This window comes from Flavobacterium chungnamense (genome assembly GCF_039539165.1).
In the GTDB taxonomy this organism is placed as follows: domain Bacteria; phylum Bacteroidota; class Bacteroidia; order Flavobacteriales; family Flavobacteriaceae; genus Flavobacterium; species Flavobacterium chungnamense.
Genome location: NZ_BAABCS010000020.1, coordinates 334662 through 360267, shown reverse-complemented (window position 1 = coordinate 360267; position 25606 = coordinate 334662). Strand labels below are relative to the sequence as shown.

At 31.6% G+C, this 25606-nt stretch carries 24 protein-coding genes and 1 pseudogene; 5 read left to right on the top strand and 20 right to left on the bottom strand.

What is annotated here, in order from left to right; all coding sequences use genetic code 11:
* Positions 1-256: 256 nt before the first annotated feature.
* From ABD771_RS12190 to katG, 10 genes are all read right to left on the bottom strand, one after another.
* Positions 257-607, bottom strand: a complete 351-nt coding sequence (locus ABD771_RS12190) for a hypothetical protein (RefSeq protein WP_345094960.1) — start codon at positions 605-607, stop codon at positions 257-259.
* 196 nt (positions 608-803) lie between these two features.
* Positions 804-1694, bottom strand: a complete 891-nt coding sequence (locus ABD771_RS12185) for a tetratricopeptide repeat protein (protein WP_345094958.1) — start codon at positions 1692-1694, stop codon at positions 804-806.
* 176 nt (positions 1695-1870) lie between these two features.
* Positions 1871-2170 carry a type II toxin-antitoxin system RelE/ParE family toxin gene (locus ABD771_RS12180; protein WP_345094955.1) on the bottom strand — a complete coding sequence of 100 codons (300 nt, stop codon included), beginning with the start codon at positions 2168-2170 and terminating at the stop codon, positions 1871-1873.
* Positions 2167-2415, bottom strand: a complete 249-nt coding sequence (locus tag ABD771_RS12175) for a type II toxin-antitoxin system ParD family antitoxin (protein ID WP_133606406.1) — start codon at positions 2413-2415, stop codon at positions 2167-2169. The genes ABD771_RS12180 and ABD771_RS12175 overlap by 4 nt, the downstream gene beginning before the upstream one ends.
* A 220-nt stretch (positions 2416-2635) precedes the next feature.
* The gene (locus ABD771_RS12170; protein ID WP_345094948.1) at positions 2636-3463 is read right to left on the bottom strand and encodes a hypothetical protein; all 828 of its coding nucleotides are present in this window, start codon (positions 3461-3463) and stop codon (positions 2636-2638) included.
* A gap of 2 nt (positions 3464-3465) precedes the next feature.
* Positions 3466-4068, bottom strand: coding sequence for a hypothetical protein (locus ABD771_RS12165; protein ID WP_345094946.1), 603 nt, complete (start codon positions 4066-4068; stop codon positions 3466-3468).
* A gap of 189 nt (positions 4069-4257) precedes the next feature.
* Positions 4258-4515, bottom strand: coding sequence for a DUF6952 family protein (locus ABD771_RS12160; protein ID WP_345094944.1), 258 nt, complete (start codon positions 4513-4515; stop codon positions 4258-4260).
* Between the two features lie 74 nt (positions 4516-4589).
* Positions 4590-4898, bottom strand: coding sequence for a thioredoxin family protein (locus ABD771_RS12155; RefSeq protein WP_345094941.1), 309 nt, complete (start codon positions 4896-4898; stop codon positions 4590-4592).
* Between the two features lie 146 nt (positions 4899-5044).
* Entirely contained in the window at positions 5045-5680 is a 636-nt protein-coding gene (locus tag ABD771_RS12150; protein WP_345094939.1) for a peroxiredoxin, read from the bottom strand.
* A gap of 248 nt (positions 5681-5928) precedes the next feature.
* Positions 5929-8115 carry a catalase/peroxidase HPI gene (gene katG, locus ABD771_RS12145; RefSeq protein WP_345094936.1) on the bottom strand — a complete coding sequence of 729 codons (2187 nt, stop codon included), beginning with the start codon at positions 8113-8115 and terminating at the stop codon, positions 5929-5931.
* Between the two features lie 234 nt (positions 8116-8349).
* Here katG and ABD771_RS12140 point away from each other — a divergent pair, with 234 nt between their 5' ends.
* A complete protein-coding gene (locus ABD771_RS12140; RefSeq protein WP_345094934.1) occupies positions 8350-10281 on the top strand; it encodes an amino acid permease in 1932 nt (643 codons plus the stop codon).
* A 97-nt stretch (positions 10282-10378) separates the two neighbouring features.
* Here the strand turns inward: ABD771_RS12140 and ABD771_RS12135 are convergent, their stop codons facing one another.
* The 3 genes from ABD771_RS12135 to ABD771_RS12125 all read right to left on the bottom strand — a co-directional run bounded on the left by ABD771_RS12135 (position 10379) and on the right by ABD771_RS12125 (position 12924).
* Positions 10379-10957: a hypothetical protein gene (locus ABD771_RS12135; RefSeq protein WP_345094932.1), complete on the bottom strand. Its 579-nt coding sequence runs from the start codon at positions 10955-10957 to the stop codon at positions 10379-10381.
* Positions 10936-11499, bottom strand: a complete 564-nt coding sequence (locus tag ABD771_RS12130; protein ID WP_345094930.1) for a hypothetical protein — start codon at positions 11497-11499, stop codon at positions 10936-10938. The genes ABD771_RS12135 and ABD771_RS12130 overlap by 22 nt, the downstream gene beginning before the upstream one ends.
* Positions 11500-11721: 222 nt before the next feature.
* Complete coding sequence (locus ABD771_RS12125; RefSeq protein ID WP_345094928.1) at positions 11722-12924, bottom strand: aminotransferase class V-fold PLP-dependent enzyme; 1203 nt, start codon at positions 12922-12924, stop codon at positions 11722-11724.
* Between the two features lie 205 nt (positions 12925-13129).
* Between ABD771_RS12125 and ABD771_RS12120 the strand changes: the two genes are divergently transcribed.
* Positions 13130-13582 (top strand): Lrp/AsnC family transcriptional regulator, encoded by a 453-nt coding sequence (locus ABD771_RS12120; protein ID WP_425556487.1) that lies wholly within the window; start codon positions 13130-13132, stop codon positions 13580-13582.
* A gap of 22 nt (positions 13583-13604) precedes the next feature.
* Here the strand turns inward: ABD771_RS12120 and ABD771_RS12115 are convergent, their stop codons facing one another.
* Entirely contained in the window at positions 13605-15272 is a 1668-nt protein-coding gene (locus ABD771_RS12115; protein WP_345094926.1) for a putative transporter, read from the bottom strand.
* A 66-nt stretch (positions 15273-15338) separates the two neighbouring features.
* Positions 15339-16940, bottom strand: a complete 1602-nt coding sequence (pckA, locus tag ABD771_RS12110; RefSeq protein WP_345094924.1) for a phosphoenolpyruvate carboxykinase (ATP) — start codon at positions 16938-16940, stop codon at positions 15339-15341.
* Positions 16941-17246: 306 nt separating this feature from the next.
* Here pckA and lpdA point away from each other — a divergent pair, with 306 nt between their 5' ends.
* Positions 17247-18650 carry a dihydrolipoyl dehydrogenase gene (gene lpdA, locus ABD771_RS12105; protein WP_345094922.1) on the top strand — a complete coding sequence of 468 codons (1404 nt, stop codon included), beginning with the start codon at positions 17247-17249 and terminating at the stop codon, positions 18648-18650.
* 53 nt (positions 18651-18703) lie between these two features.
* Here lpdA and ABD771_RS12100 read toward each other — a convergent pair whose 3' ends face one another.
* Positions 18704-19576, bottom strand: coding sequence for a tetratricopeptide repeat protein (locus ABD771_RS12100; protein ID WP_345094919.1), 873 nt, complete (start codon positions 19574-19576; stop codon positions 18704-18706).
* A 266-nt stretch (positions 19577-19842) separates the two neighbouring features.
* Between ABD771_RS12100 and ABD771_RS12095 the strand changes: the two are divergent.
* A pseudogene (locus ABD771_RS12095) lies at positions 19843-20475 on the top strand (superoxide dismutase); the annotation flags it as partial.
* Positions 20476-20840: 365 nt separating this feature from the next.
* Here ABD771_RS12095 and ABD771_RS12090 read toward each other — a convergent pair.
* The 3 genes from ABD771_RS12090 to ABD771_RS12080 all read right to left on the bottom strand — a co-directional run bounded on the left by ABD771_RS12090 (position 20841) and on the right by ABD771_RS12080 (position 24294).
* Positions 20841-21749, bottom strand: coding sequence for a hypothetical protein (locus ABD771_RS12090; protein WP_345094917.1), 909 nt, complete (start codon positions 21747-21749; stop codon positions 20841-20843).
* A 116-nt stretch (positions 21750-21865) separates the two neighbouring features.
* Positions 21866-23890: a M56 family metallopeptidase gene (locus tag ABD771_RS12085; protein WP_345094915.1), complete on the bottom strand. Its 2025-nt coding sequence runs from the start codon at positions 23888-23890 to the stop codon at positions 21866-21868.
* Positions 23891-23934: 44 nt separating this feature from the next.
* On the bottom strand, positions 23935-24294 hold the full coding sequence (locus ABD771_RS12080; protein WP_345094912.1) for a BlaI/MecI/CopY family transcriptional regulator: 360 nt from the start codon (positions 24292-24294) through the stop codon (positions 23935-23937).
* Positions 24295-24490: 196 nt separating this feature from the next.
* Here ABD771_RS12080 and ABD771_RS12075 point away from each other — a divergent pair, with 196 nt between their 5' ends.
* Complete coding sequence (locus ABD771_RS12075) at positions 24491-25051, top strand: hypothetical protein (protein WP_345094909.1); 561 nt, start codon at positions 24491-24493, stop codon at positions 25049-25051.
* Between the two features lie 5 nt (positions 25052-25056).
* Here the strand turns inward: ABD771_RS12075 and ABD771_RS12070 are convergent, their stop codons facing one another.
* A complete protein-coding gene (locus tag ABD771_RS12070; protein ID WP_345094907.1) occupies positions 25057-25605 on the bottom strand; it encodes a hypothetical protein in 549 nt (182 codons plus the stop codon).
* Between the last annotated feature and the right edge of the window lies 1 nt (position 25606).

Sequence of the window (25606 nt, the reverse complement as noted above, 5' to 3'; positions counted from 1 at the left end):
CAAACCAAAATAAATCAAAAATTAACTTAGCTTAAATCGAAGTAATATAAGTTGTGTGTTTTGATTTTAAAATGAAAAAAGAGTTTTTTCACAGCCTGACGTTCCCAGGCTTTATGTCTGTTGCTGCGCGAAGACTTACCAAAACTATTCTGCGATTTTTTAAAAGATAAAATTTTAATAACCAGCTTATTGTCCATGAAAATTAAATAGCAAGTTCAAGCTCAGCAATAGTTAAGGACTATTGTTGTAGGCTGTCTTATTTTTTGTTAAAACAGTCAACGCCATTTATATATACCATTATTATAGTCAATAATTTTTCTTTTAGATTCAGTTCTGTTCGATCTCCTTTTGAGAATTCTATTCCAACTAAAGTCATTCCTAGAGTTCGCTTTATTATAATAATTGAAACTAATCGATAAATTAAAAAAATTGCAAAAATGTATAGAATTTTAAAAGTATCTATTAAATTAATAAAATATGAGATATTTAAAAAATAAGAAATACAGTAAAAGATAATTATTACAATCGCATCAATTAAACCAGCAATATTTTTTTTAACTGAATCAGTTTTTATAGTACCATTATCAAATTCTTCGAACTCTTCCATATGTAATTTTTGATTTTTAGAAAAATAGCTTATAATATTCCAGTTCATTGCGTCTGATGCTTCTGCAATCAGGGAACAAACAAAACTACAAGTTTTCTTTGAAAGATAGAATTGTAGCTACCAGATTATTTTTCGCGAAGAAAAAAACAGGAAGCGCGCGCCCAGAAATTTTGGCAAACATGTGTTAAAGACAGTTTTATTTTAATGTTTTTTTTCTTTTCAATAGTAAAAACAAAAGTATTAAGATAATAACTAGCTGAACAACAACAACGATTTTATAAGTTTCATTGCTTTTATTTTTTTTATTGATAGAAACGGTAGATTTCCAGCTAGTATTAATAATTTTATTATGAATTTTTTCGGGCGAATAACCATACTTTTCCGCCTTAATATAGATTATTACAGCATCTGAACTATTTCCGTCGATAACTAAAAGATTAGCTAAGTCAAAAAGTAATTGAGCAATAATTTTGTCTTTATCTTTTATAAATGATACTCTCTCATTTAGTTGATAATATAAAGCATTTATTAGCTCTTTTCGTTTAGATTTTGATAATTGAGCAAGAGTTCTATCGTTATCTGAATCAAGATTTATCAAGAAATTTGAAGTAATATATTTTTCACCTCTAATTTTTGCTTCAAGAATTTTAGAATGAATCCATTCAGAACCTTTATGAGATTTAGGGTTTATTTGAATTGATTTATTTATCCAATTTAATGCCTCTTTGTTTTTTCCAAGTAACTCATATATTGTACCAATATTTGATGCTGTTGAATATCTATTTGGTTTAATTTTTTCAATTTGAAAATAAACATCTAAAGCTTCTAAATATTTTTTGCTTATAATCAGTACATAACCTTTATCGGACAGATAGTCTAAATCATTTGTTGCTTTATATAGACTATCTAGTTGTTTGATCAGTCTTGGGAAATTGTCTACATTAAAATTATGACCATTTGGTACAATTCCTTGATAATCTTCATAGATAAATGCACCATTTTTGAGGATTTTAGTTTCTCCATTTAAACACGCAAACGCATTGAACGTTAGAAGAAAAGTAAAAATAATTAAAGGATTTATTTTCATTGATTTATGAAGTTTTTTTTAAAATAGCCTATTACTTTTCTCGGCTTTAAGAAGTGGCGATGAACCAAGACTAAGCCTTCTCAAATATAAACAAAACTTTAAATTAAAAACCTTTCCGATTTCAAATAAATCTCGAGCCTCACCATTGAAGCAAATCGCTGTTAGCAGTTGCCATTTTATTCGTTTAGCCGATTTTCTATATCCATTTGTTGATGGAGAATTCGGATAATCTGTAACTCACTTTGTTTTTCGTTGATTTTGTAGAAAATAAAATGGGATTTGACCCGAGAACGTAAATAATCTTTTCTGACATGGCTAAAATCAGAACCTGAATTTGGTTTTTGACATAGATATTCTATTTCATCAAAAATCAAATTCAAATATCTGTCAGCTTGTTCTGCAGACCAAGTTTCGTTTGTATAAAGCCAAATTTTTTCAAGATCATTTGATGCTTCTTTACTTACTTTGTAAATCATTTACTCAAATGTTTGTTATGTAAATCCTTTAAAAAAGTATCTCTGTTAAAATCTTTTACAAATCCAGATTTTTCTCCTTTTTTAAGTTCTTTGATAAGTTCAGCTTTTTTTGATTCTTCTTGCTCAAACATTCTTAATGCAGTTCTTACAACTTCGCTTGCTGAAGAAAACCGACCACTTCTTAATTGCTGATTAATAAAATCATCAAAATAATCTCCTAATAGTATTGATGTGTTTTTTGCCATGACAAATAAATTTAAAAAACAAATATACCAAGTTTTGGTATAATATCAAATTTTACGGAGAGTTTTTTTATGGTTACTGCTAACGTGTCGCCGCTTCACGAAGTTGCGGATTTTCAACACTTTCGATTACAAATATAGACAAAATTTAGTTTCAAAAATTACCAATTCTGATAAATCCCAAACCCCGCAATTTCGTGAAACTGCTGTTGGTGGCAGTTTTTTATTTTTGTACTTTAACTTTTACTGAATTTGGAATAATTGTTATAAAATCAATTGTTTCGTAACTTATTGAAAAAGTTGGGCAACAACCAGCATCATCGTTAGCATATCCTGTGAAGCTAATTAAATTTGTGTTATTTTTTGTTTTTTCAATTTTCGCACATTCTCTGTAGCAAGCATCTCTGAAATTGGTATTTATTTTATATATTTCGTTTTCTAATTTATCATATTCCGATTTTCTTAAATAATCGTAGACTTGTCCAAGATTTGTTACTTTGTTATTTTCAACTAATACATTAGTATAAAATAAACTTGCTCCTGTACCAAATTCTCGTTCTATTGTAACTACATTATTTTTAATCGATGCAATTCGAGTTCCACCATTTAATGTTCCAACAAAAGTTTCGTGCATTACAGCAGAAAGATCATATTTTTTTGTCGAAAATACACTATCAAGTTTTGTTGTTATTTGATTTCTTGTAAATAAACCTGTATAACTTGGAATTGAATCCATATCTTCATCCTTTCCATTAGAAATGTATTCATCATTAATGATTGTACTTAATTCCATTAAGGTTTTATCAGAATAATTTTTTAATTCACTTAAATCTTTATCATCAGACTTTTTCAAATCTTCAAATGTTGTAACTAAATATAAGTGCTTATAAAAATTATATTTTTCTTTAGGCTCTGTAATTGTGTTTTTCAAATCTAATAACTCCTTTGAATTAAAGATTTCTGAATAATCATTTTTAATTTCATTTTTATTTTCTTGCTTGCAAGAAAATAAAAGAAGTGATAAAGCAATTGTAGATAAGATTTTTTTCATTTTTAGATACCTTTAATTTTTAATTTATTGATTTTTGGTGATTTATATTTTGTTTTTTGCTTACAATTATTGTTTGTATTGCTGAATTCAGTTACAGTTAAATTTTCAAAATCTACAATTATTATTATTGGTTTTTGAATTTCCGAATATTGTGTTCCGACTAATAATAATTTTTTTTCAGTTACCCAAAGAACTTCATCAATACCCTTTGAACTCCCACAACTAACTAATCTAATTCTTTTGTTTTCTGAAATTCTATATAAATCAATATTTTGGTCAACATCAATTATCGCCTCATATGTATTTCCGCTTTTCTCTAAATTTAAGTATGAATAGATGTCTACGAATTTTGTTTTATTTGGTGAATATGTTCCAATAATTTTGTATTCTTCATTTAATTCTTTAAAAGAAACATTTTCTGAATATAAGTCTTTAAAATTTGTTTTTTCTTCTTCTTTAAATTCTGTTAGTTTAAAGTTAGTAAATGTATTTTTCCAAACTTTTAATTCAATATTAAAATTTTTTGAATAGTCATTTGGTTTGTCTTGAGCATTAATTAAATTTAATGAAACAAGTAAGATAAGTAATAGATTTTTTTTTAGCATTTTTATTTGTTTGTTTTTTCGTCCGTTCTGAGGTAAAATTGCCACCAACTTGTATATAGTCGCTACAATATAGCGCCTATACACCCAAATTTGGTATGATTAGCGCTACTTTTAGCTTATTTTAATCAAATATATCAAATTCCAACAAATCACAAACAAAAAACTCCCAATTTCTTGAGAGTTTGTTTTTTATTTATCGATGGAGCCGAGTACACGTTTCATGAAGTCGTTGAGTGCTTCTTTCTTGTCTTTACCGTCTTTAATCATTTTATTGACTTCGATGGCGCCATACATGTTAGAAATTAACTCGCCAATGACTTCCAATTCTTCGTCCTTCAAACTCGGAACTTCGCAAAGATTTTCCAACACTTCAATCGTTTCAACTAAATAGTCTTGATCGTTGTCTTCTATAAATTGCGCTAAGTGTTTTATTACAGGTAATTTCATTTTTTAGATTTTTGGATTGTTAGATTGTTAGAAAAATAGATATATCCAAAAATCTACAAATCTAACAATCAAAATTATACTACTTCATTCACCAATTCGGTCAATACTTCTAGTTTAGTTGTTTGGCTTTGGTTTACTAAAACGCCATTTTTAAAGGTTGCAAAGGTTGGAAGATTATCCACTTTAGCCATTTTTCTTGACTCAGGAAATTTTTCCGCATCTACAATCAAAAAAGGAACGCTTTCGTTTTGAGAAGCCAACATCTTGAATTTTGGTTTCATAATACGACAATTACCACACCAACTTGCAGCATATTGAACTACCACCACATTATTAGAAGCTACTACTTCGGCTAAATTATCTTGTTCTATTTCTGTAAACATATTTTTAAAATTTCAAATTTCAACTTCAATTTCAAAATTCAAATTTTACAACATTAAAAATTTGAAAAATAAAACAAACTTGATTGTGTTTTAACTATTGATATTGAAGTTGATTTTAATTGTTGTAATTGATTTTTGTCACTGAATTAGTGAGAAGCTAAATAAGCAGCAGTTGAATTTCTATCAGCGCTCATTGCGTCTTTTCCTTCTTCCCAGTTTGCAGGACAAACTTCACCTTTAGTTTGAACGTGTGTGTAAGCATCGATTAATCTCAAGTACTCGTTTACGTTTCTTCCTAATGGCATGTCGTTTACACTTTCGTGGAAGATTTTTCCGTCTTCGTCAATTAAGTAAGTTGCTCTGAAAGTTACATTCGAACCTTCAAGGATTTCGTCGTTGATTTCTTCATTGTAAACCCATTCGGCATCAAGAATATCTAAAGCAGCTGAAAGGTTACGTGTAGTATCTGCCAAAATAGGGTAGGTTACACCTTCAATTCCACCATTGTCTTTAGCTGTGTTCAACCAAGCAAAGTGAACTTCGTTAGTATCGCAAGAAGCACCAATAATAGTTGTGTTTCTTTTTTCAAATTCTTGAAGCGCTGCTTGAAAAGCATGTAATTCTGTTGGGCAAACAAAAGTAAAATCTTTTGGATACCAGAATAAAATTACTTTTTTCTTGTTGTTTTTTGCTTCTTCTAAAACGTTGATCCTTAAGTTATCTCCCATAAAAGAGATGGCGTCTACTGTAATGTTTGGGAATTGTTTTCCAACTAATGCCATGATTGTTTTTCTTTAATGTTATTATTGTTTTTCTGATTACAAATTTACTACCATAAATGTTATATAAAACATGATATTTATTACATTTTACAATGATTTAATAGAAAAAAAAATATCAATAAATTTCTTATAAAGTATTGATATAAAAATTTCACTATGTGTTTTTTTAAGTGCTATTAATTGCATAAAAAACAAAAACCACCTTAAAAAGGTGGTTTTATAGAAAAACAATAATAACTTGGAAGTTCTTATTTCAAATCAAAACGATCTAAATGCATCACTTTTGACCAAGTATTGATAAAATCTTTTACAAATTTTTCTTTGTTATCGTCTTGGGCATACACTTCAGCGTAAGCTCTCAAAACAGAATTAGAACCAAAAACTAAATCCACTCTAGTAGCAGTCCATTTGGTTGCACCCGATTTTTTGTCAACGATGTTGTATAAATTATCGCCTGCTGGTTTCCAACTGTAGTTCATATCGGTTAAGTTTACAAAGAAATCATTACTTAAAACGCCTTCATTGTTTGTGAAAACGCCGTGTTTAGTTCCGTTATAGTTGGTTCCAAGAACACGCATTCCTCCAATTAAAACGGTCATTTCTGCAGCAGTCAATCCAAGAAGTTGTGCTTTGTCTAACATTAATTCTTCAGGTTGTACAACATATTTAGATTTCATAAAGTTTCTGAAAGCATCGTTGGTTGGTTCTAAAACTTCAAACGATTCTACATCGGTCATTTCTTGCGTTGCATCACCTCTTCCTGCATGGAACGGAACTTTTACGTTAAATCCACCTTCTTGAGCCGCTTTTTCGATAGCTGCTGTTCCACCAAGTACAATTAAATCGGCAATACTCACTTTTTTACTCAAACCTGCTTGAATTTCGGCAAGTTTAGTTAAAACTCTTTGTAATCTTTCTGGTTCATTTGCAACCCAATTTCTTTGTGGTTCTAATCGAATTCTAGAACCATTTGCGCCACCTCTAAAGTCAGAACCTCTAAAAGTTCTTGCACTGTCCCAAGCTGTGTTTATTAGTTCAGCTCTTGTTAGTCCGCTATTTAATAATTTTAATTTTAATTCCTCAACTTCAGCTTCCGATAAAGTGTAGTCTACAGTCGGAACTGGATCTTGCCAAATTAAATCTTCAGCAGGAACATCCGCACCTAAATATCTATCTTTCGGACCTAAATCTCTGTGTGTTAATTTGAACCAAGCTCTTGCAAAAACTTCAGAGAAATAATCTTGGTCATTATGAAATTTTTCAGAAATTTTTCTGTACTCAGGATCTATTTTTAGTGCCATATCAGCATCAGTCATAATAGGATTTCTTCTTACAGATGGATTGTGAGCATCGATTGGCTTGTCTTCTTCCTTCATATTTATGGGCTCCCACTGACTTGCTCCAGCTGGACTTTTCTTTAATTCCCAATCGTGGTTTAATAATAAAGTAAAATATTCATTATCCCAACGTGTCGGATTCGTTGTCCAAGCACCTTCCAATCCACTTGTTACTGTGTCAGCGCCATTTCCGTTTCCTTTTGGGTTCATCCAACCAAATCCTTGATTTTCGATGGCACCACCTTCGGGTTCTGGACCTAAAACGGAAGCATCACCATTACCATGAGCTTTTCCTACAGTGTGACCACCAGCAGTTAATGCAACTGTTTCTTCATCGTTCATTGCCATTCTTTGAAACGTAATTCTCATGTCATGAGCAGTTTTTAATGGATCAGATTGTCCATCAACACCTTCTGGGTTTACATAAATTAATCCCATCATCACGGCTGCCAATGGATTTTCTAGATTTCTTTCTCCAGAATAACGACTTCCTTCACCGCCAGATTTTTGCAACCATTCTTTTTCTGCACCCCAATAAATATCTTTTTCTGGATGCCAAATATCTTCACGACCACCAGCAAATCCAAACACTTTTAATCCCATAGATTCATAAGCCATATTTCCGGCTAAAATCATTAAATCGGCCCATGAAATTTTGTTACCATATTTCTTTTTAATTGGCCATAAAAGGCGTCTAGCTTTATCAAGGTTTCCATTATCAGGCCAACTGTTAAGAGGAGCAAAACGAAGGTTTCCAGTTCCTGAGCCACCACGACCATCAGAAATTCTGTAAGTTCCAGCAGAGTGCCATGCCATTCTAATCATCAATCCACCATAGTGTCCCCAATCTGCAGGCCACCAATCTTGACTGTCTGTCATGAACGCTTTTAAGTCATTTTTTAAAGCTTGTAAATCCAGTTTTTTAAATTCTGATGCATAATCAAAATCCTCACCAAGAGGATTGGTTTTTGAATCTTGTTGGTGTAAAATATCTAAGTTAAGTGCTTTTGGCCACCAATCTTGATTTTTCACACCATCGCTCAAACCTTTTTGATTTTGATGAAATGGACATTTGCTAATGTCGTTTGAATGTTCCATAAATTTTAATAATTGTTTAGTTTTAAAACTTTTTTATTGTTGATAGTTTATAATTTCAATTTTAATTTGAACAAATTTATAAATTAAAAAACAAGTTAGTATAGGTAATTTATCCTTTAAATTTATTTTTTAATAGATTTTAATTATAGTTTGTAGTTTTTCAATTTTGTAAATCAATGTGAAATTATGTTATATTTGTTTTTGTATAAATCATCAAAAAACTATTCGTTAGATATGAATTTTTCCACATTATTTAGAAAGAAGACCGTACAAGATATTAATGATCAAGTAGCAAGAAATGAAGCCGACGGACATAATAGTTTGGGCAAACATTTAACTGCGAGAGATTTAACCGCTTTTGGTATTGCTGCTATTATTGGCGCTGGTATTTTTAGTACCATTGGTAAAGCCAGTTCCGATGGTGGACCAGCAGTTATCTTTTTATTCATCTTTACGGCTGTTGCTTGTAGTTTTGCTGCTTTTGCTTATGCAGAATTTGCTTCAATGGTGCCAGTTTCTGGTAGTGCTTACACGTATTCGTATGTAGCTTTTGGCGAAATTATTGCTTGGATTATCGGTTGGGCATTAATTATGGAATATGCTATCGGAAATATTACCGTTGCGATTTCCTGGAGTGATTATTTTACAGGACTACTCGAAAGTGGCGGTTTGCATTTACCACAATGGATTCAAATGGATTATCTTACAGCGTCTAAAGGGTTTAGTGAAGCTACCGCTTTAATGAATGGTGGAAAATCATTTGAAAATTTATCGGAAAGTTTGCAATTGGCTTATACAGCCTACACCACATCGCCAACGATTGGTTCTTTTCATTTAGTTGCCGATTTACCTGCATTATTGATTATTGTTCTCATTACCTATCTGGTTTACAGAGGAATGAAAGAGTCTAGAAATGCCAGTAACTTGATGGTTGTTGTAAAACTTTGTATCATATTGTTAGTTATAGCAGTTGGTGTTTTTTATGTTGATACTGCTAATTGGAGTCCGTTTGCACCAAATGGAGTAGGAGGAATCCTAAAAGGTGTTTCGGCAGTTTTCTTTGCTTATATAGGTTTTGATGCTATTTCAACTACAGCAGAAGAATGTAAAGATCCACAAAGAGATTTACCTAAAGGAATGATGTGGGCAATTATCATTTGCACCATTTTGTATGTTATTATAGCATTAGTTTTGACAGGAATGATGAATTACGCCGATTTGAATGTTGGTGATCCTTTAGCATTTGTATTTGATAAATTGGATTTAAAATGGATGTCAGGAATTATTGCTGTGAGTGCCGTAGTGGCAATGGCGAGTGTTTTATTAGTTTTCCAAATGGGACAACCTCGAATTTGGATGAGTATGAGTCGTGATGGATTATTGCCAAAACGATTTTCTAAAGTGCATCCAAAATACAAAACGCCTTCTTACGCAACGATTGTAACTGGATTTGTTGTGGCAATTCCGGCCTTGTTTTTAAATCTTACTATGGTAACCGATTTGTGTAGTATTGGTACCTTATTTGCCTTTGTTTTGGTTTGTGCTGGAGTTCTTGTTTTGCAAAACAAACCTGATATTCCAAGAGGAAAGTTTAAAACGCCTTATTTGAATTCAAAATATATATTTCCGTTGCTAATTCTTGTTGGAGCTATCATTGCTTTTACGGTTAACAAAAAAGCAACAATGGATTTTATTACCAATGAAAAACAAATCAACAATCCGACGACTATTGTGACTTCACTTGAAGAAACTCAAGTAAAAGAGGTGATGACTTACTTGCAGCAAAATCTTTTGGTTAAAGACGCTTCAGCCGATTTAGAAGAAGTATTGAGCAAATTTTCTGAGGATGATAATGCATATGAGAATATTGTTAATTCGTTGCCAATTGATAACAATTTAAAATATGAAAGTGGTTTTCAATTGTTCAAACACAAAATACCGATGTGGATTTTCCTATTGTCTTTAGTGTATTTTGCTTCGTGGTCATGGCGTAAAAACCTGTCTTTAATTCCGCTTTTAGGTTTGGTTTGTTGTCTATATATGATGGCAGAATTAAGTGTTTGGAATTGGATTTATTTCAGCTGTTGGTTGCTAATTGGATTAGCTATTTACTTTGGATTTAGCTATAAGAATAGTAAGTTGAATAAGCAAGTAATTAGTAATTAGTGAATAGTAAATAGTAAAATGCCTCAAAGAGTTTCATCTTTTTGAGGCATTTTTAGTTTGTTATTACTTGTACTTGGCAATCTTAATTACCTAGATTTTATTTATACCTAAATTGATAATATTTGTCAAATTCTCTTCTACTAAGCTTGTATTTACTTTTTGAACCAACAGGATGTAGTTGGTCTAACATAAATTGATGAACAGATATTTTATCTACAATACAAGATCCGGTCAAGTGGACAGTAACTGATGATGTATCATTTACATGGTTATAAAAAATTTTTCTTATATCAGAGTAATTTCTTTCTGTTAAACCTCTAAATGCATAACATCTTAGTAAGGCTATTTTTGAATTTGTTAGATAAACAAAATCTTCATTTGTTGCAACGTTTTTTAAAGCTTTGAATTTTTCTATACTATCAGTTTCGTCAAAAAGCACTACTTTCTCTTTAGATAAATTATCAGCTATCTTTTGAACATTTTTGCTAAGCTTGTAGTCTTTTGTTTGTTGATTACAAAATGAAAACAGCATTATAATAGGAATAAACTGCAAATAATATTTTTTCATGTAATTTGATTTTACAAAAGTGCCAAAGTTATTATGGTTTACTATTTCAGATAAATACATTGCCTGGCCATTTCTTGAAACCGCTGTTACAAACTGGCTTTTCTCCATTTGAACAAAATATTCCGTCTCCTATTGTCCACATCGTCTAATTGAATACTTGTAATATCTTCAATTTTGAATAGTGACATTCCCAAATCTTCTCCACTTTTTCCAACGCAATTTATAGCAAAATCTATGTCAGAAACTTCTATTATATAACCTGAGTAATAATCATCATTTGAAATTTCAAAACTTGCAATCACATCTTTGTTTCCTGTAAGTTGGATTAAAACACTACGGTAAAAATTTTCGCTTTGAGAAAATCCAAGATTCATTGTGTTAGGTTTATAAATTTGGTCGCTATAATCGATAACACATTCCATTGCTTTTACATAATCATCATTAAAGTCAATCCTTTCAAAGTTGTCAATTGGATGTACAATTATTCCATCTTTTTTACCAAACTTTGTAAAATGTTGTATAGCAACAAAATCTTCTGAGTAATCAACTACATATCCGCACCAAAATTTGCTGTCGTCACCATAAACGGTAAAACTTAAAAGTTCTTTATTCTGTTTTGATTTTTCTAATTGTTGAATTAATAAGCTCATATTCTATTTTGGTTTTTTATGCAGGTTTGTTTAAGCTTGTTGCTAACTATTATATATGTAGGACAAAATCATACATTTACACCCAAATTAGGTGTGATATATCTAACTCGTAACTACATACTCCAAATATATAAAAAAGCAGTAACTTGTTACTATTTCAAATAAAAAATCCGTCAAAGAATAACTTTAACGGATCTATATTATAGTTTGTCACTTGAAGTTCTATAAAACGCCCAATTCCACCATACAAGTTTTCATCATTTGGTAGGTGCGTTCAATGTCATTATCTAAACCAATTGAGAAACGAATTAGTCCATCGGTTAATCCCATTTCTTTTTGTTCTTCTAAAGGAATTTCTGATGATGTTGATGTTCCTGGTGCTGAGAATAAGGTTTTGTAGAATCCTAAACTTACAGCAAGGTAACCTAGATTTCTATCTTGCATTAACTCCATTAATTCGTTGGCTTTGTCAATTGTACCAACGTCAACAGTCATCATGCCTCCAAAACCATATTCTGGATTTATCATACTAGCATACAATTGATGACTTGGATGACTTGCTAAACCAGGATAGACTACTTTCAAACCATCGTTTTCAAATTTGGTTGCCAAATACATTGCATTGTAACTGTGTTGCTTCATTCTTATATGTAGCGTGCGTAAATTTTTCATTACTGAGGCACTTCTCAAGCTGTCCATTGTTGGTCCAAGAAGCATACTTGCTCCTGAGTTTACGTCTTTTAAACTGTTGATGAATTCTCTAGAACCACAAACTACACCGCCAACAGTATCGCTACTTCCATTGATGTATTTAGTTAAGGAATGAATGACAATATCGGCACCCATTTTGGCAGGAGCTACCGATAAAGGCGAAAAAGTATTGTCTACAACTAATTTCAAATTGTGTTTGATAGCCAACTTAGCCAACCCGGTAATATCAGCAACCTCAAGCAACGGATTACTTACGGTTTCGCAATAAATTACTTTGGTATTTGGCGTAATAGCAGCTTCTACAACCTCAAGTTTGGTAATGTCAACAAAGGATGTTTTAATGCCAAATTTTGGTGTGAAGTTTTTCAGGAAAGCATACGTTCCACCATAGATAGTTCGGCTAGAAACAATATGATCGCCTTGACTGCACAATTGCAAAAGAGTAGGAGTAATTGCTCCCATTCCAGAGGCAGAAACATTAGCCGCTTCTGTACCTTCCATAGCTGCAATAGCTTTGTCTAAATATAAATTACTTGGAGAGGAATGACGTGAATACAAATAGCATCCTTCAGCATTTCCTTCAAAAGTATCAAACATGGTTTTAGCAGAAAGAAACGTATAAGTAGAACTATCAGAAATGGATGGGTTTACACCACCAAATTCTCCAAAATATTGTAAATCTTGTATTTTATCGGCTGGGTTGAAGTTGTTCATGTTTTTTTGTTGTCGGTTATCAGTTATCAGTTGTTAATTTGTTAATTTGATTTCAAAATTGATTAATATTAGATTAAAAGTCAATAGTAATTAAATTAATTAGATTTTAAAACTATAAAAACTATTTTATAATGAAAATATAACTACATTTGAAGCAATAAATTTTAATTTATAGATTTTTGAAAACTTCTAATTTTTAATTTCCATGGATACTATCGACAAGAATCTCCTTCAGCTTTTGCAAGAAGACACTAAGAAAACTACTAAAGAACTTTCTTTGAAATTGAATTTATCAGTAACAGCTGTTTATGAGCGAATCAAAAAGTTAGAGCGAGAAGGAATTATTTACAAGTATGTAGCTTTACTAAACAGAAATAAAATAGACAAAGGATTTGTGGTGTTTTGTCATATCAAGCTTATACAGCATTCTAAGGATTTCTTGACAAAATTTGAAAGCGAAGTAGTAAAACTAGACGAAGTATTGGAATGCTTTCACGTTAGCGGTGATTATGATTACATTCTAAAGATTTGTGTAAAAGACATGGAAGAATACCGAGAGTTTATGGTAACAAAACTTACTACCTTAAATCATATTGGTAGTACGCACAGTACTTTCATGATTGGACAAGTAAAAAACAGTACCGCATTTGTATTGTGATACTGTTTTGTAAATTTTATTATTAGGTGAACATTAAAATTAGCAGTTGTGCCGCTACAATACGCATAATCATTGTTAACGGATAAACCGTTGCGTAAGTTGATGACGGAATATCATTGCCTGCCATTTTCAAAGCAAAAGCTAATGCAGGTGGATCGGTTGAAGCTCCAGCCAATAATCCACAGATTTCGAAATAGTTTTTCTTGAAGTATTTTTTCGCAATTATACCAACAAGCAACAAAGGAAGAATAGTAATTACGATACCAATTGCAATCCAGTAAAATCCATTACCACCTTCAAAAGCAGTTGCGATTTTAGAACCGCTACTTAAACCCACACTAGCAAGGAATAAGGTAATTCCTAGTTCTCTTATCATTAAGTTGGCGCTGTTTGTTGTGTAATTGTTCAAATAGAATTTGTTTCCAAAACGACTTAGTAACAAAGCAATAATTAATGGTCCTCCAGCCAAACCAATTTTAACAGGAACCGGAATGTTAGGAATTTGAAATGGAATACTTCCGACAATGATTCCTAATACAATTCCGATAAAAATAGGAGCGATGTCAGGCACTTCCAATCGTTTTAGGGAATTTCCTAATACATTGGTTACTCTTTCTAAACCTTCTTGCGTTCCAACGACTTTCACAGTATCTCCAAGTTGTAAAGCGATGTTTCCGTTAGGCACCATTTGCGTTCCGGCACGGTACAATCTTGTAAAAGTAAAATCGTGTTGGTGAAATTCGGGAATATCTCCCAATCTTTTGTGTGTAATTTCTTTATTGGTAACCACAACATGACTTGTAACTAATTTGCTATCAATAGCGGTTTTAAGATTCATATCACTTTCAGAACCTATAAGAAGATGTAATTGATCGAAAGTATTTTTTTGCGCAACAATAAGTAAAACATCATTTTCTGATAAAATTTCTTTTGGAGTAGGTGTAATAATGATTCCTTTATGAAACATTCTTGAAACTACAATAGGTGTTTTAATCATTTCAAAAATGGCACTAATAGATTTTCCTATCAATTGTTTGTTTTCCAATTTCAAATGTTTAGAAATGACTTTATCTTCTCTTAGATTGTTGAGTTTATTTTGCAATTCGGTTTCGTGTTCGATGTCGACTTTGTATATTTTCTTTAAAACTACCATTGAGATAATTATCCCAAAAACCCCAAAAGGATAAGCCACAGCGTATGCTAAAGTAACCAAAGAATTGTCATTTGTTACATGATGCAGATTGGTAATTGTAGTTTGAGCCGCTCCTAAACCAGGCGTATTAGTAACAGCACCACTCATAATCCCTGTCATGATTGATATGGGATTGGTAGATAAATAATATAGAATTAAGGTTGTAGCTACTCCAAAAATAACAACTAATGCTGCTAGCATGTTAGTAACCAAAGCGTTTCGGTTGAGAGAGGCAAAGAAACCCGGACCTACTTGCAATCCAAGGGTGTAAACAAATAGTACCAATCCGAATTCTTTCAAGAAATCTTGTAATTCATGATTGACTGAAATACCAATATAAGAGAATAGTAAGCCAACAAAAAGTACCCAAGTCATTCCGAGAGAAATTCCGAAGATTTTAATTTTACCAAACCAAATACCAAAGGCAATGACTAAACCGAATATTATCACCGTTTGAGCAAAAGATTGCTTTGTAAATAAATCAATTATCCAGTCCATTATTGTTGCTTTTAAATACCAATGGAAAGATAGTGAAATTTTTCCATTGGTATTGGTTTAAAGTGGTTATAAACTTGGTCCAGCACTTACCAAACGTTTACCTTCTTCAGTATTGGTATATTGCTCAAAGTTTTTATTGTAAAGCGCTGTTAATTCTTTTGCTTTTTTCTCCCAATCAGCCACATCTTTATAAGTAGTTCTTGGATCAAGAATGTCGTCTACTTTAGCTAATGTTTTTGGAGCTGTCAAATTCAAAAACGGAATTTTAACTGTTTCAGCTTTTTCTATACTTCCATCAATGATGGCATCAATAATGGCGCGTGTGTTTTTTAAAGAGATACGTTTTCCAGTTCCATTCCAACCAGTGTTTACTAAATACGCTTTAGCATTGTGTTCTTTCATTTTAGCCACCAAAGTTTTAGAATACATTGTTGGGTGTAAGGTTAAGAAAGCTTCACCAAAAGCTGGAGAGAATGATGGTTGTGGTTCTGTGATACCTCTTTCAGTTCCGGCTAATTTAGATGTAAATCCGCACAAGAAATGGTATTGAGCTTGTTCTTCGTCTAATATTGATACTGGAGGCAGTACACCAAAAGCATCAGCAGATAAGTAAATGATTTTGCTAGCATGTCCTGCTTTAGAAGGAAGTACAATTTTATTGATATGATAAATTGGATAAGAAACACGAGAGTTTTCTGTAATAGAGTGATCGTAGTAATCCACTTCACCATATTCATTGACTACAACATTTTCTAATAAGGCATCTCGTTTGATAGCTCTCCAAATATCTGGTTCGTTTTCTTCTGATAAATCAATTACTTTGGCATAACAACCACCTTCGTAGTTAAAGACACCATTGTTATCCCAGCCATGTTCGTCATCACCAATTAAATAACGTTTTGGATCGGCAGATAGCGTAGTTTTTCCTGTTCTAGATAATCCGAAAAAGATTGCAACGTCTCCATCTTCACCTACATTGGCAGAGCAGTGCATAGAAGCCATTCCTTTTAGAGGAAGGTAATAGTTCATCATAGCAAACATTCCTTTTTTCATTTCACCACCATACCAAGTACCACCAATGATTTGGATTTTTTCGGTAAGATTGAATAATACGAAGTTTTCAGAATTTAATCCGTGTTCTTTCCAGTTTGGATTAGTTGTTTTAGAACCGTTCATTACTATAAAATCAGGTTCTCCAAAGTTTTCTAATTCATAGATAGATGGACGAATAAACATATTGGTAACAAAATGTGCTTGCCAAGCTACTTCCATTACGAAACGCACTTTTAGACGAGTATCTTTGTTGGTTCCACAAAAAGCGTCAACTACATACAATTTTTTAGAAGTTGAAAGTTGTTTCAAAACCAATTTTTTTAATTCGCTCCAAACCACTTGCGATGTTGGAAAATTTACTTTATCGTCCCAATAGATAGTATCTTTGGTAACATCATCTTTAACAATGTAACGGTCTTTTGGAGAACGTCCTGTAAACACTCCAGTTTTAACAGCAACAGCGCCAGAATCGGTTACAGCACCTTTTTCATATCCTTTACGGAAATGAGAAGTTTCTGCTTGAAACAATTCTTCGTAGGTTGGATTATAAACCACTTCATGGTAGCCAGTGATTCCTAAATCGTGAAGTTCTTGAATGACTTTAATGTTTTTCATAGTTAAAAGTTTTAGTTCTTATTTTAGTATTCTTTAAAAGCTTAAATTTTATACTTCAAAGTTCCAATTTTAACTACTTAAATAAACTGATAAATATCATAAAAAACAGAAATCTACGAAAACGTTTTCTTTGTATAGCAAGGGTTACAGCGTTTTTTATTCATGACTTTGTGGGAGAGGGAAGTTGGTTAAAAAGCAAAAAAGTAAATTCCTTTTGAAAACTTTTCACTATCAATTAAAATACCAAAAAACATTCGTAATTTTGCAACACTATTTTATAAACACACACACACAAAAATATATAATATGAGTTCATTTGACGTAGTCATTATAGGTTCAGGTCCAGGCGGATATGTTTCTGCAATTCGTTGTGCCCAATTAGGTTTTAAAACCGCAATTATTGAAAAATATCCAACGCTTGGAGGAACTTGCTTAAATGTAGGTTGTATTCCTTCTAAAGCGCTTTTAGCATCTTCGCATCATTATGAAGAGTTACAACATTTTGCTGATCATGGAATTGAAGTTTCTGGACAAGTAAAAGTAAACTTGACCAAAATGATTGAACGTAAGCAAGCCGTTGTTGACCAAACCTCTGGTGGAGTAAAATTCCTTATGGATAAAAACAAAGTTACAGTTCTTGAAGGTGTTGGTTCGTTTGAAGATGCTACTCATGTAAAAGTTACCAAAGCTGATGGTTCTTCTGAAGTAGTAGAAGCTAAAAATATTATTATTGCAACAGGTTCTAAACCATCAAGTTTGCCTTTCATTAAATTGGATAAAGAAAGAGTAATTACTTCTACAGAAGCATTGAAATTACCAGAAGTTCCTAAGCATTTAGTGATTATTGGTGGTGGAGTTATCGGAATTGAATTAGGTCAAGTTTATTTAAGATTGGGTGCCGAAGTTTCGGTTGTTGAATTTATGGACAGAATTATTCCAGGAATGGATGCTGGTTTATCAAAAGAATTGACTAAAGTGTTGAAGAAACAAGGAATGAAATTCTATACTTCTCACAAAGTTCAATCGGTTGATAGAAAAGGAAAAACAGTTACAGTGAAAGCTGAAAATGCAAAAGGTGAAATTATTACTTTAGAAGGTGATTATTCATTGGTTTCTGTTGGTCGTCGTCCTTACACAGATGGATTGAATGCTGACAAAGCAGGAGTGAAGCTGACAGAAAGAGGACAAGTAGAAGTAAACGATCATTTACAAACAAATGTTCCTAATATTTATGCAATTGGAGATGTTGTTCGTGGTGCGATGTTGGCTCATAAGGCAGAAGAAGAAGGAGTAATGGTTGCTGAAATTTTAGCAGGTCAAAAACCACATATTGATTATAATTTAATTCCAGGTGTTGTGTATACTTGGCCAGAAGTTGCCGCTGTTGGTAAAACAGAAGAGCAATTAAAAGCTGATGGTGTGGCATACAAAGCAGGAAGTTTTCCATTCAAAGCATTGGGAAGAGCTCGTGCAGGTGGTGATACTGATGGATTTGTAAAAATCTTAGCTGATGCTAAAACAGATGAGGTACTTGGTGTTCATATGATTGGTGCTCGTTGTGCCGATTTAATTGCAGAAGCAGTTACAGCAATGGAATTCAGATCGTCTGCAGAAGATATTTCAAGAATGAGTCATGCGCATCCAACTTTTGCAGAAGCAATCAAAGAAGCAGCATTGGCAGCAACAGATAATAGGGCTTTGCACGTTTAGTAAGGTTGTACAAAATTAAAAATCCGTTCTTTATTACTAAGGAACGGATTTTTTTATCGTTTACTTTCCCATTCTTTTTCAAAGAACTCAATGTATTTAATGTATTGTGAATTGGGTGAAGCATTTTGCTTTACAAGATTAGCCCATTCGTTGAATTTGTCTTTACTTTTCTGAATGAAATAATAATTAGCCATATTAATTGCCATTTCATAACTCAATTCTTTATCAGTAGCAATTTCAACACCTCTTTTATAAATGGCTTCTGCCTCTGGTAATTTGTGTAAGTTTAGATAAGCATAACCAAATTCCTTATACAATAAAGCATTTTTTGGGTCGTGTGTGGTCGCTTTGTTTAGAATTTCTATAGCTTTTTCATATTGACCAAGCGCATTGTAGGCATAGCCCAATTCAAACTCCAAACCTTTATGATGAGGTGATTTTTTGTAAGCTTTTAATAAAAACTCTAAAGCCTTTTTACTTCCGCCTACAGCATTAAGATGATAACCTGTTCGTGTTAACGATTCGGCATCTTCAATAGGTTTCTTATAATTTTTCAACCAATCAGGAACAGGAATTACACTTAATTCTTTGATTTGAGTAGGTGAAAGTAATGCAACGTTGGGTGTTTTATTTCCTAGACGTACTTTGACCATGTGATAAGGCTCTTTTTTACTACCAACCAATTTACCAGTTTTGTCTATATGAAAGGTACCTTCATGATTAAAAGTGAGACCAGCTTGCATATCTAAATAAATATAACCGTAAACATATGTAGAATCGGTTTCTGTTTTAGGAAATGCAACCCATTTATAGATTGCGTCGTAATAAATAGTCTCAAATTTAAATTGATTTGTTGGAGTTATATTTTGAGAACTACTAATTGTTGTAATAAATAATGCAATTAAAAAAGGAATTATTTTTTTCATTAAAACTTTTATTTTTATCAAAAATACTGAAAAAAAGCTTTTCACAAAAGTAACCTATTGAAACGATAACATTTTTGTGTTAATTAATACTAAAAAGCCGAACTTTGATGAATATTTTATTGAATTTACGTACCTTTGAATGACGTACTTCAAGGATATTTATTTGTCAATAAGTATTTTATCTGATTTACATCAAATGAATTTTAGTAACGTTTTTAATATTTTAAACAATGAAAAATAATCGATTAGTTGCTGTATTATTGTTAATGAGTTTTGTTGCCTCGGCACAGTTTACCCAAAAACCATTGCCTTATGCCTACAATGCTTTAGATCCATTTATAGATGCGCAAACAATGGAAATACATTATAGTAAGCATCACGCAGCTTATGTCAAAAATCTTAATGCAGCCATTGCAGGAACCGAAACAGAAAAAATGTCTTTGAAAGATATTTTTGCGTCTGTATCTAAACAAACACCAGCAGTTAGAAATAATGCAGGAGGACATTACAACCACGAATTGTTTTGGTCGATACTTACACCAGAAAAAAATACCAAACCATCACCAGAGTTAGAAAAAGCTATAAATGAGTCTTTTGGTAGTTTTGATGCTTTAAAAGAAAAACTTAATGCAGCAGCTGCAACAAGATTTGGTTCAGGATGGGCTTGGTTGTCTGTAGATAAAGATAAAAAGTTGATAGTTTCTTCAACACCAAATCAAGACAATCCTTTGATGGATGTAGTTGAGAGCAAAGGAACTCCAATTTTAGGAATTGACGTTTGGGAACATGCGTACTATTTGAAATATCAAAACAAACGTGCCGATTATTTAACCGCTATTTGGAATGTAATTAATTGGAATGAAGTGAGTAACAATTACAAAGCAGCTACCAAAGGTAAGTTTGATGATTGGCAAGCTTTAAAAGATTTTCACAAGATAATGTCGCAAACCTTTCATCCAAGTGAAGAAGGAAATTTAGAACCTATAAGAAAACGTTCTGGTGAAATGGTTGAGAAAGCAAATTTGTTAGCAAAATCAATAATTCCTGATGAGTTTAATAAAAAAGAAGTCGTGGCTGCCGTACAAAAATTAGCTACTGATAGTAAAAAACTTGACAAACTTGTTAGAAGTAAAAAATCGGATAAAGAACTAACCGAATCTTTGACAAAATTGCACGATGTATTTCATGAAATTATCGGACTTTGTACTAACGAAGATCACTAAAAAAAAAGACCATTCAATTACGAATGGTCTTTTTTATTTATTTATGCTTTCTTTGTCTTAGCTGTTGTTTTAGATTTCTCTAATTCTTTTCTGGCTTTTTCTAGTTCTTCTTTGGCTTTGATCATTTCCTCTTTGGCTTTTAGCATTTCTTCTTTAGTATTGTCTAAATCTTTTGAGGAACCACCAAATGAAGATTTCATTTCCTCCATTTGTTTTTTGAAGTTTTCTAATCCTTCTGCATTTCTGAAATCAAATTGCTTTTCGCCTAGGTTATTTCCAAAACCATCAGAAAATTCAAATTTGTGGTTCTTTTTGATTTCTTCTATCTCTTCTGCAGAATAATCATCAGCACCTTCAATAACTTCACCATCTTCAATTACTAAAGGTTTTCTACCATCTTTTTGAATTTGAATACGTGATTTCGATTTACTCATTCCATCACCATCATTTGGAAAACTAAAACTATACGATTGAGAATTTTTATCTCCTCCAAAGTTGAAACGTTTCATAATGTCATCTGCACCTGCAAAACCTCCCATCATAGGGTTTCCGACAAAGAAGTCATTTCCGTTAGAAGGTTCGCCAAATCCAACGGTGTCTCCTTGTTTGAAGAATTTGATGGTTGCAATTGGGTTAGCATTATCCAGTTCCATTTTGCCTTTATTTCCTTTTCTATCAGAATATTCTACTTTAATAGCAGTAATCTCATCCTTACTGTTTCGTTTTATATTAGAATATTTGATAGTAATACCTTTTTCTGACAAAGCTTTGATGTCGTCTTTCATTTCGCTTTCAGGTGTATCCTTGTTCCAAGTCATTACAATGTCATCACTATTGGCTTGATTGTTCAAAATAAACGGATTTTGTTGCGCCAAAATCACATTCTGAGTAAAAAGAAACGCAACTAAAGTAGGAAGTACAAAAGCAAAGTTTCTAAATTGTGTTTTCATAAGATTTGTTATTTGATTTATTGATTGATAAAATTCCAAAACAAATTTATAAAGTTGTCTATTTCAATGAAAATATATTTACAATTTTTTAACTTTTTTAAGTAAGATTTAGGAAATTACTTGGTAGTAATCACAATTTTCTTAGTTAAAGAACCTAGAGTTTCTTTTCCATTTTCATCAAAAACTCTTACAGATTTTACATTTTGTAAGTTCGTTTGATTTAAGGTTTCCAACGGATTTAATTTTTGCACTCCATTTACGATAAGAATTAAACCTTCATCATTTAATCGAATTGATGGATAATGTGGTAGTTTTAAAATTTTTTCTGCAGGAATGAAAACAATGTCATCACCATTGTCATTGGAGAAAATTATAGTTTTTCTTTCCAGAGTTTCTTTTGAAACATTGATTTTCTCAAGTGTAGTAACTCCATTGAAAACCATTGCACCGTCTTTGGCTTTTTCACCAAATTTCTTTACAGCTTCTTCTTCGTCATAATATGTAATTGCACCATCACATTTTAAAGTGTAGCCTTTTAAATCATTTTGAAAATATTCTTTACCATTTATAATGTAAAATCTATTCTTTTCTTGATTGACTTCACTAGTTGTTTTACTTTTAACAGGTGGTGCTGGAGGAGGCGGAGGTACAGGAAAATCGGCATCTAAAACATTGTTGATTATTTCAGTCTCACCTTTAAAAATTACAGCACCATCTTTAGCTCTTTTACCGTATTTTTTTAGAGCTTCTTTAGGAGATAATTTAATAATATTACCATCAATAATTGCAATATTTTTTCCTTTCAAATCTTCTTTAGTGTAAGGTTTACCATTAATAATAAACAAACGATCTAAATTATCTTCTGTATCACTTTCAAATTGTGAGTTGAAGATAGATACATATTTTTCATTTTCTGTTGATGTAATTTCATTAGTTCCTAAGTTATAAAATCCAATTTCACCTTTACCATCTTGATTAATATCTCTTCTAAAATAGATAGGGTCAATTCCGTTCTCCTTAAAGATTTTTTTTGAATCGCTATTTCCTAATTTATCTTGATATGAAATCATAATTTCAATTATTTCATTCTTATCATTTCTTTTTATACCACTTAATGACATTGTGATATCTGAACTTTTTAAGGATTCAATATCATCTTTGAATTCTTCATCTGTGCTGTTTTTTGTCCAATACATTTCTGTAACCTCTCTTGTTGATGCAGAAATTGATGATCCATCAGAAATTTGAATTAATTTTTCTTGTGCCACGACTTTTATTTGGAATAAAAATACGAAAGCAATAATTACAGGAAGAATTAATGTGTACTTCCAAATACTTTTTTTGTTGGATTGATTTTTGTTTAACATAACGATTCGTTTTTTGATTAATGATTGATAAAAATGATTGGTGATGGGTAAGCAGTTTTGATGAGAAACTACCTTTAAAAGTGCCATTTGATAACACTTTTTATCTTCTATATTTTGTATTGCTTTGCTATCGGCAATGTATTCTAAATTCTGAATGATGGCCTTTTGATACCACCAAATTAATGGATTGAACCAAAAGACAATGGTGAATAATTTTGCCACCAAAACATCAACGGAATGTTTTTCTTGGCTGTGAATTTTCTCATGCAATAAGATACTTTCTAATTCTTCTTGCGAGTAAAGACTTGAATTAAACACGATATAATTAAAGAACGAGAAAGGCGCTATATCTTGATTTATATTAATATAAGATAAGTCTTCTTGCTTTTGAATGGTTTGTTTTCTCAACAGTTTGGCAAGTGAAAACAAATCAATAATAACTTTAATAATTAAGATTGTTGCAACAATACCGTAGACAATAAACAAGATTTGAAGCCAATCAATACTTTCCGTTGTAATTGTTGTTGCTTTGTCTATAATTATGGGTAAATTATTGTTTTCTGGAGCAACAGGCAAAGTAATTTTCGGACTTTCAACGTAAACTACTTTCGTAATGAAAAATAGAGGCAATAGGATGGAAGTAGCCAAACCTGAAAGTAAAAACCAACGGTTGCTAGTAAAGAACGTTTCTTTTCGCAACAAAAAATGATAAGCAAGAAAGAAGGCAGCCAACAATCCACTTGATTTTAGTAAGTAAGTTACAATTTCTTCCATAATTTTACTTTTTTAATTTTGTACTTCGTATTTCGTACTTTGAACTATTTTCTTTTCTCTATAATCTCCAAAATCTCACGCAATTCGTCAGCAGAAATTTTATCTTCTTCAGCAAAAAACGAAACCATATTTTTATAGGAATTATTAAAATAGTTCTCAATTGCCGTATTCATAAATTCTTTTCTATAGTTTTCTAAAGCAATAATTGGGAAATATTGGTGTGTGTTTCCATAGGCATTGTGACTTACATATCCTTTGTCTTCCAAATTTCTGATTATTGTTGAAAGCGTATTGTAATGTGGTTGGTCTTCAGTTATTTCAGCCATTACTTCTTTTACAAAAGCTTTTTTTAGCTTCCATAAAATGTGCATAATTTCTTCTTCTTTATTAGTTAACTTTTGCATGATGTTTATTTTTATAAGGCAAACATATAACTATATTTTTAGTTACACAACTATTTTTATAGTTAAATAACTAAATTTAACGTTTGCTTTTTCTAATTCTTATTTTAGAAATTAAAAGAAATGAGTAAAATAAATAGAATCCATTTAATCTGTGGCAAAAAATAATTACTTACTTTTGTTCCAATAGTAAAAAGTAATGCCAATTAAAACGTACAATAAAACCAATTTTCACAAATACACTTTTTGTATTTTCAAAGAAGTCGATGTAGATGCAATTAAAGATTTGGAACTGCATTACAAAAGCAAATCGGGTAGTTGTTATTACTTTGTAGAAAATGGAGTATACCGTTTGTCAAACCACTGGAGTAGAGTAGCCAATTGCAAATGGAGATTGATTAACGAAAATAGCAATGTCAATCACAATATCAATAGCAATAGAACCAAACTCGGTTACGCCAATTGGTCTGATTTTTATTCCGATAATGATATAGATAAAATTTACTTTCTTGAAGCCGATTATGAGTCTAAAACGGTCAACTTTTATCACAAACAAAGTTCAAATTATTCTTCCGACAAAGTTTTAAGATCATCTTCAGAAACAACAAAAATAATTAAGCAAATCCGAACTTTATTTGAAGAAATCGCTTGGGCAAAATATTTAAACGAAGATAATATTGATGTTTTAAGAAAAGATGTTATCGAGGAAATGATGACTACAAATCAGACTTTTCAGGAAATAAGAAAAAGGCTTTTGTAATTATTTTAATTCTCAATTTTTATTTTTTCTTTAATGTTCCCAATTATAAGAGATACAATTCCTAATATAAAACCTTTTCCCAAAATAATTAAATCACTGTCAAAAGGTAAAAAAGCATTTCTATCGCCTTCATAATCTCGGTGAATAGTCGTTAAATGAATGACAAAGGATTCAAATAGCCAACCCAAATTCACAAATATAGCAATGAAAAAGACTAAATATAACTTACTTCTAAATTTCTTAAATAAAAGAAGCAATGGAAGAAATGTATGTGCAACAAGCATTAAAATATAGGTCAATTTGTAAATTCCTGTAGCTCTATTAATAAAAGAAGCATACAATTCAGAATCTACTTTAACTACTGAAATTAGAATTAGGTAAATTATTGATAATAAGCAGTAAAAAACCATTAAGTAGCTTAAAATAGTAAGAGCATTTTGCGTTTTAATTGACTTAAAAAACTTTCTAACAATGATTATCAAAAGAACACTAACGAAAATACCATCAATAAAATGATCATCTATAAACGAAAGTAGTTCTATAAATGGTTTCATT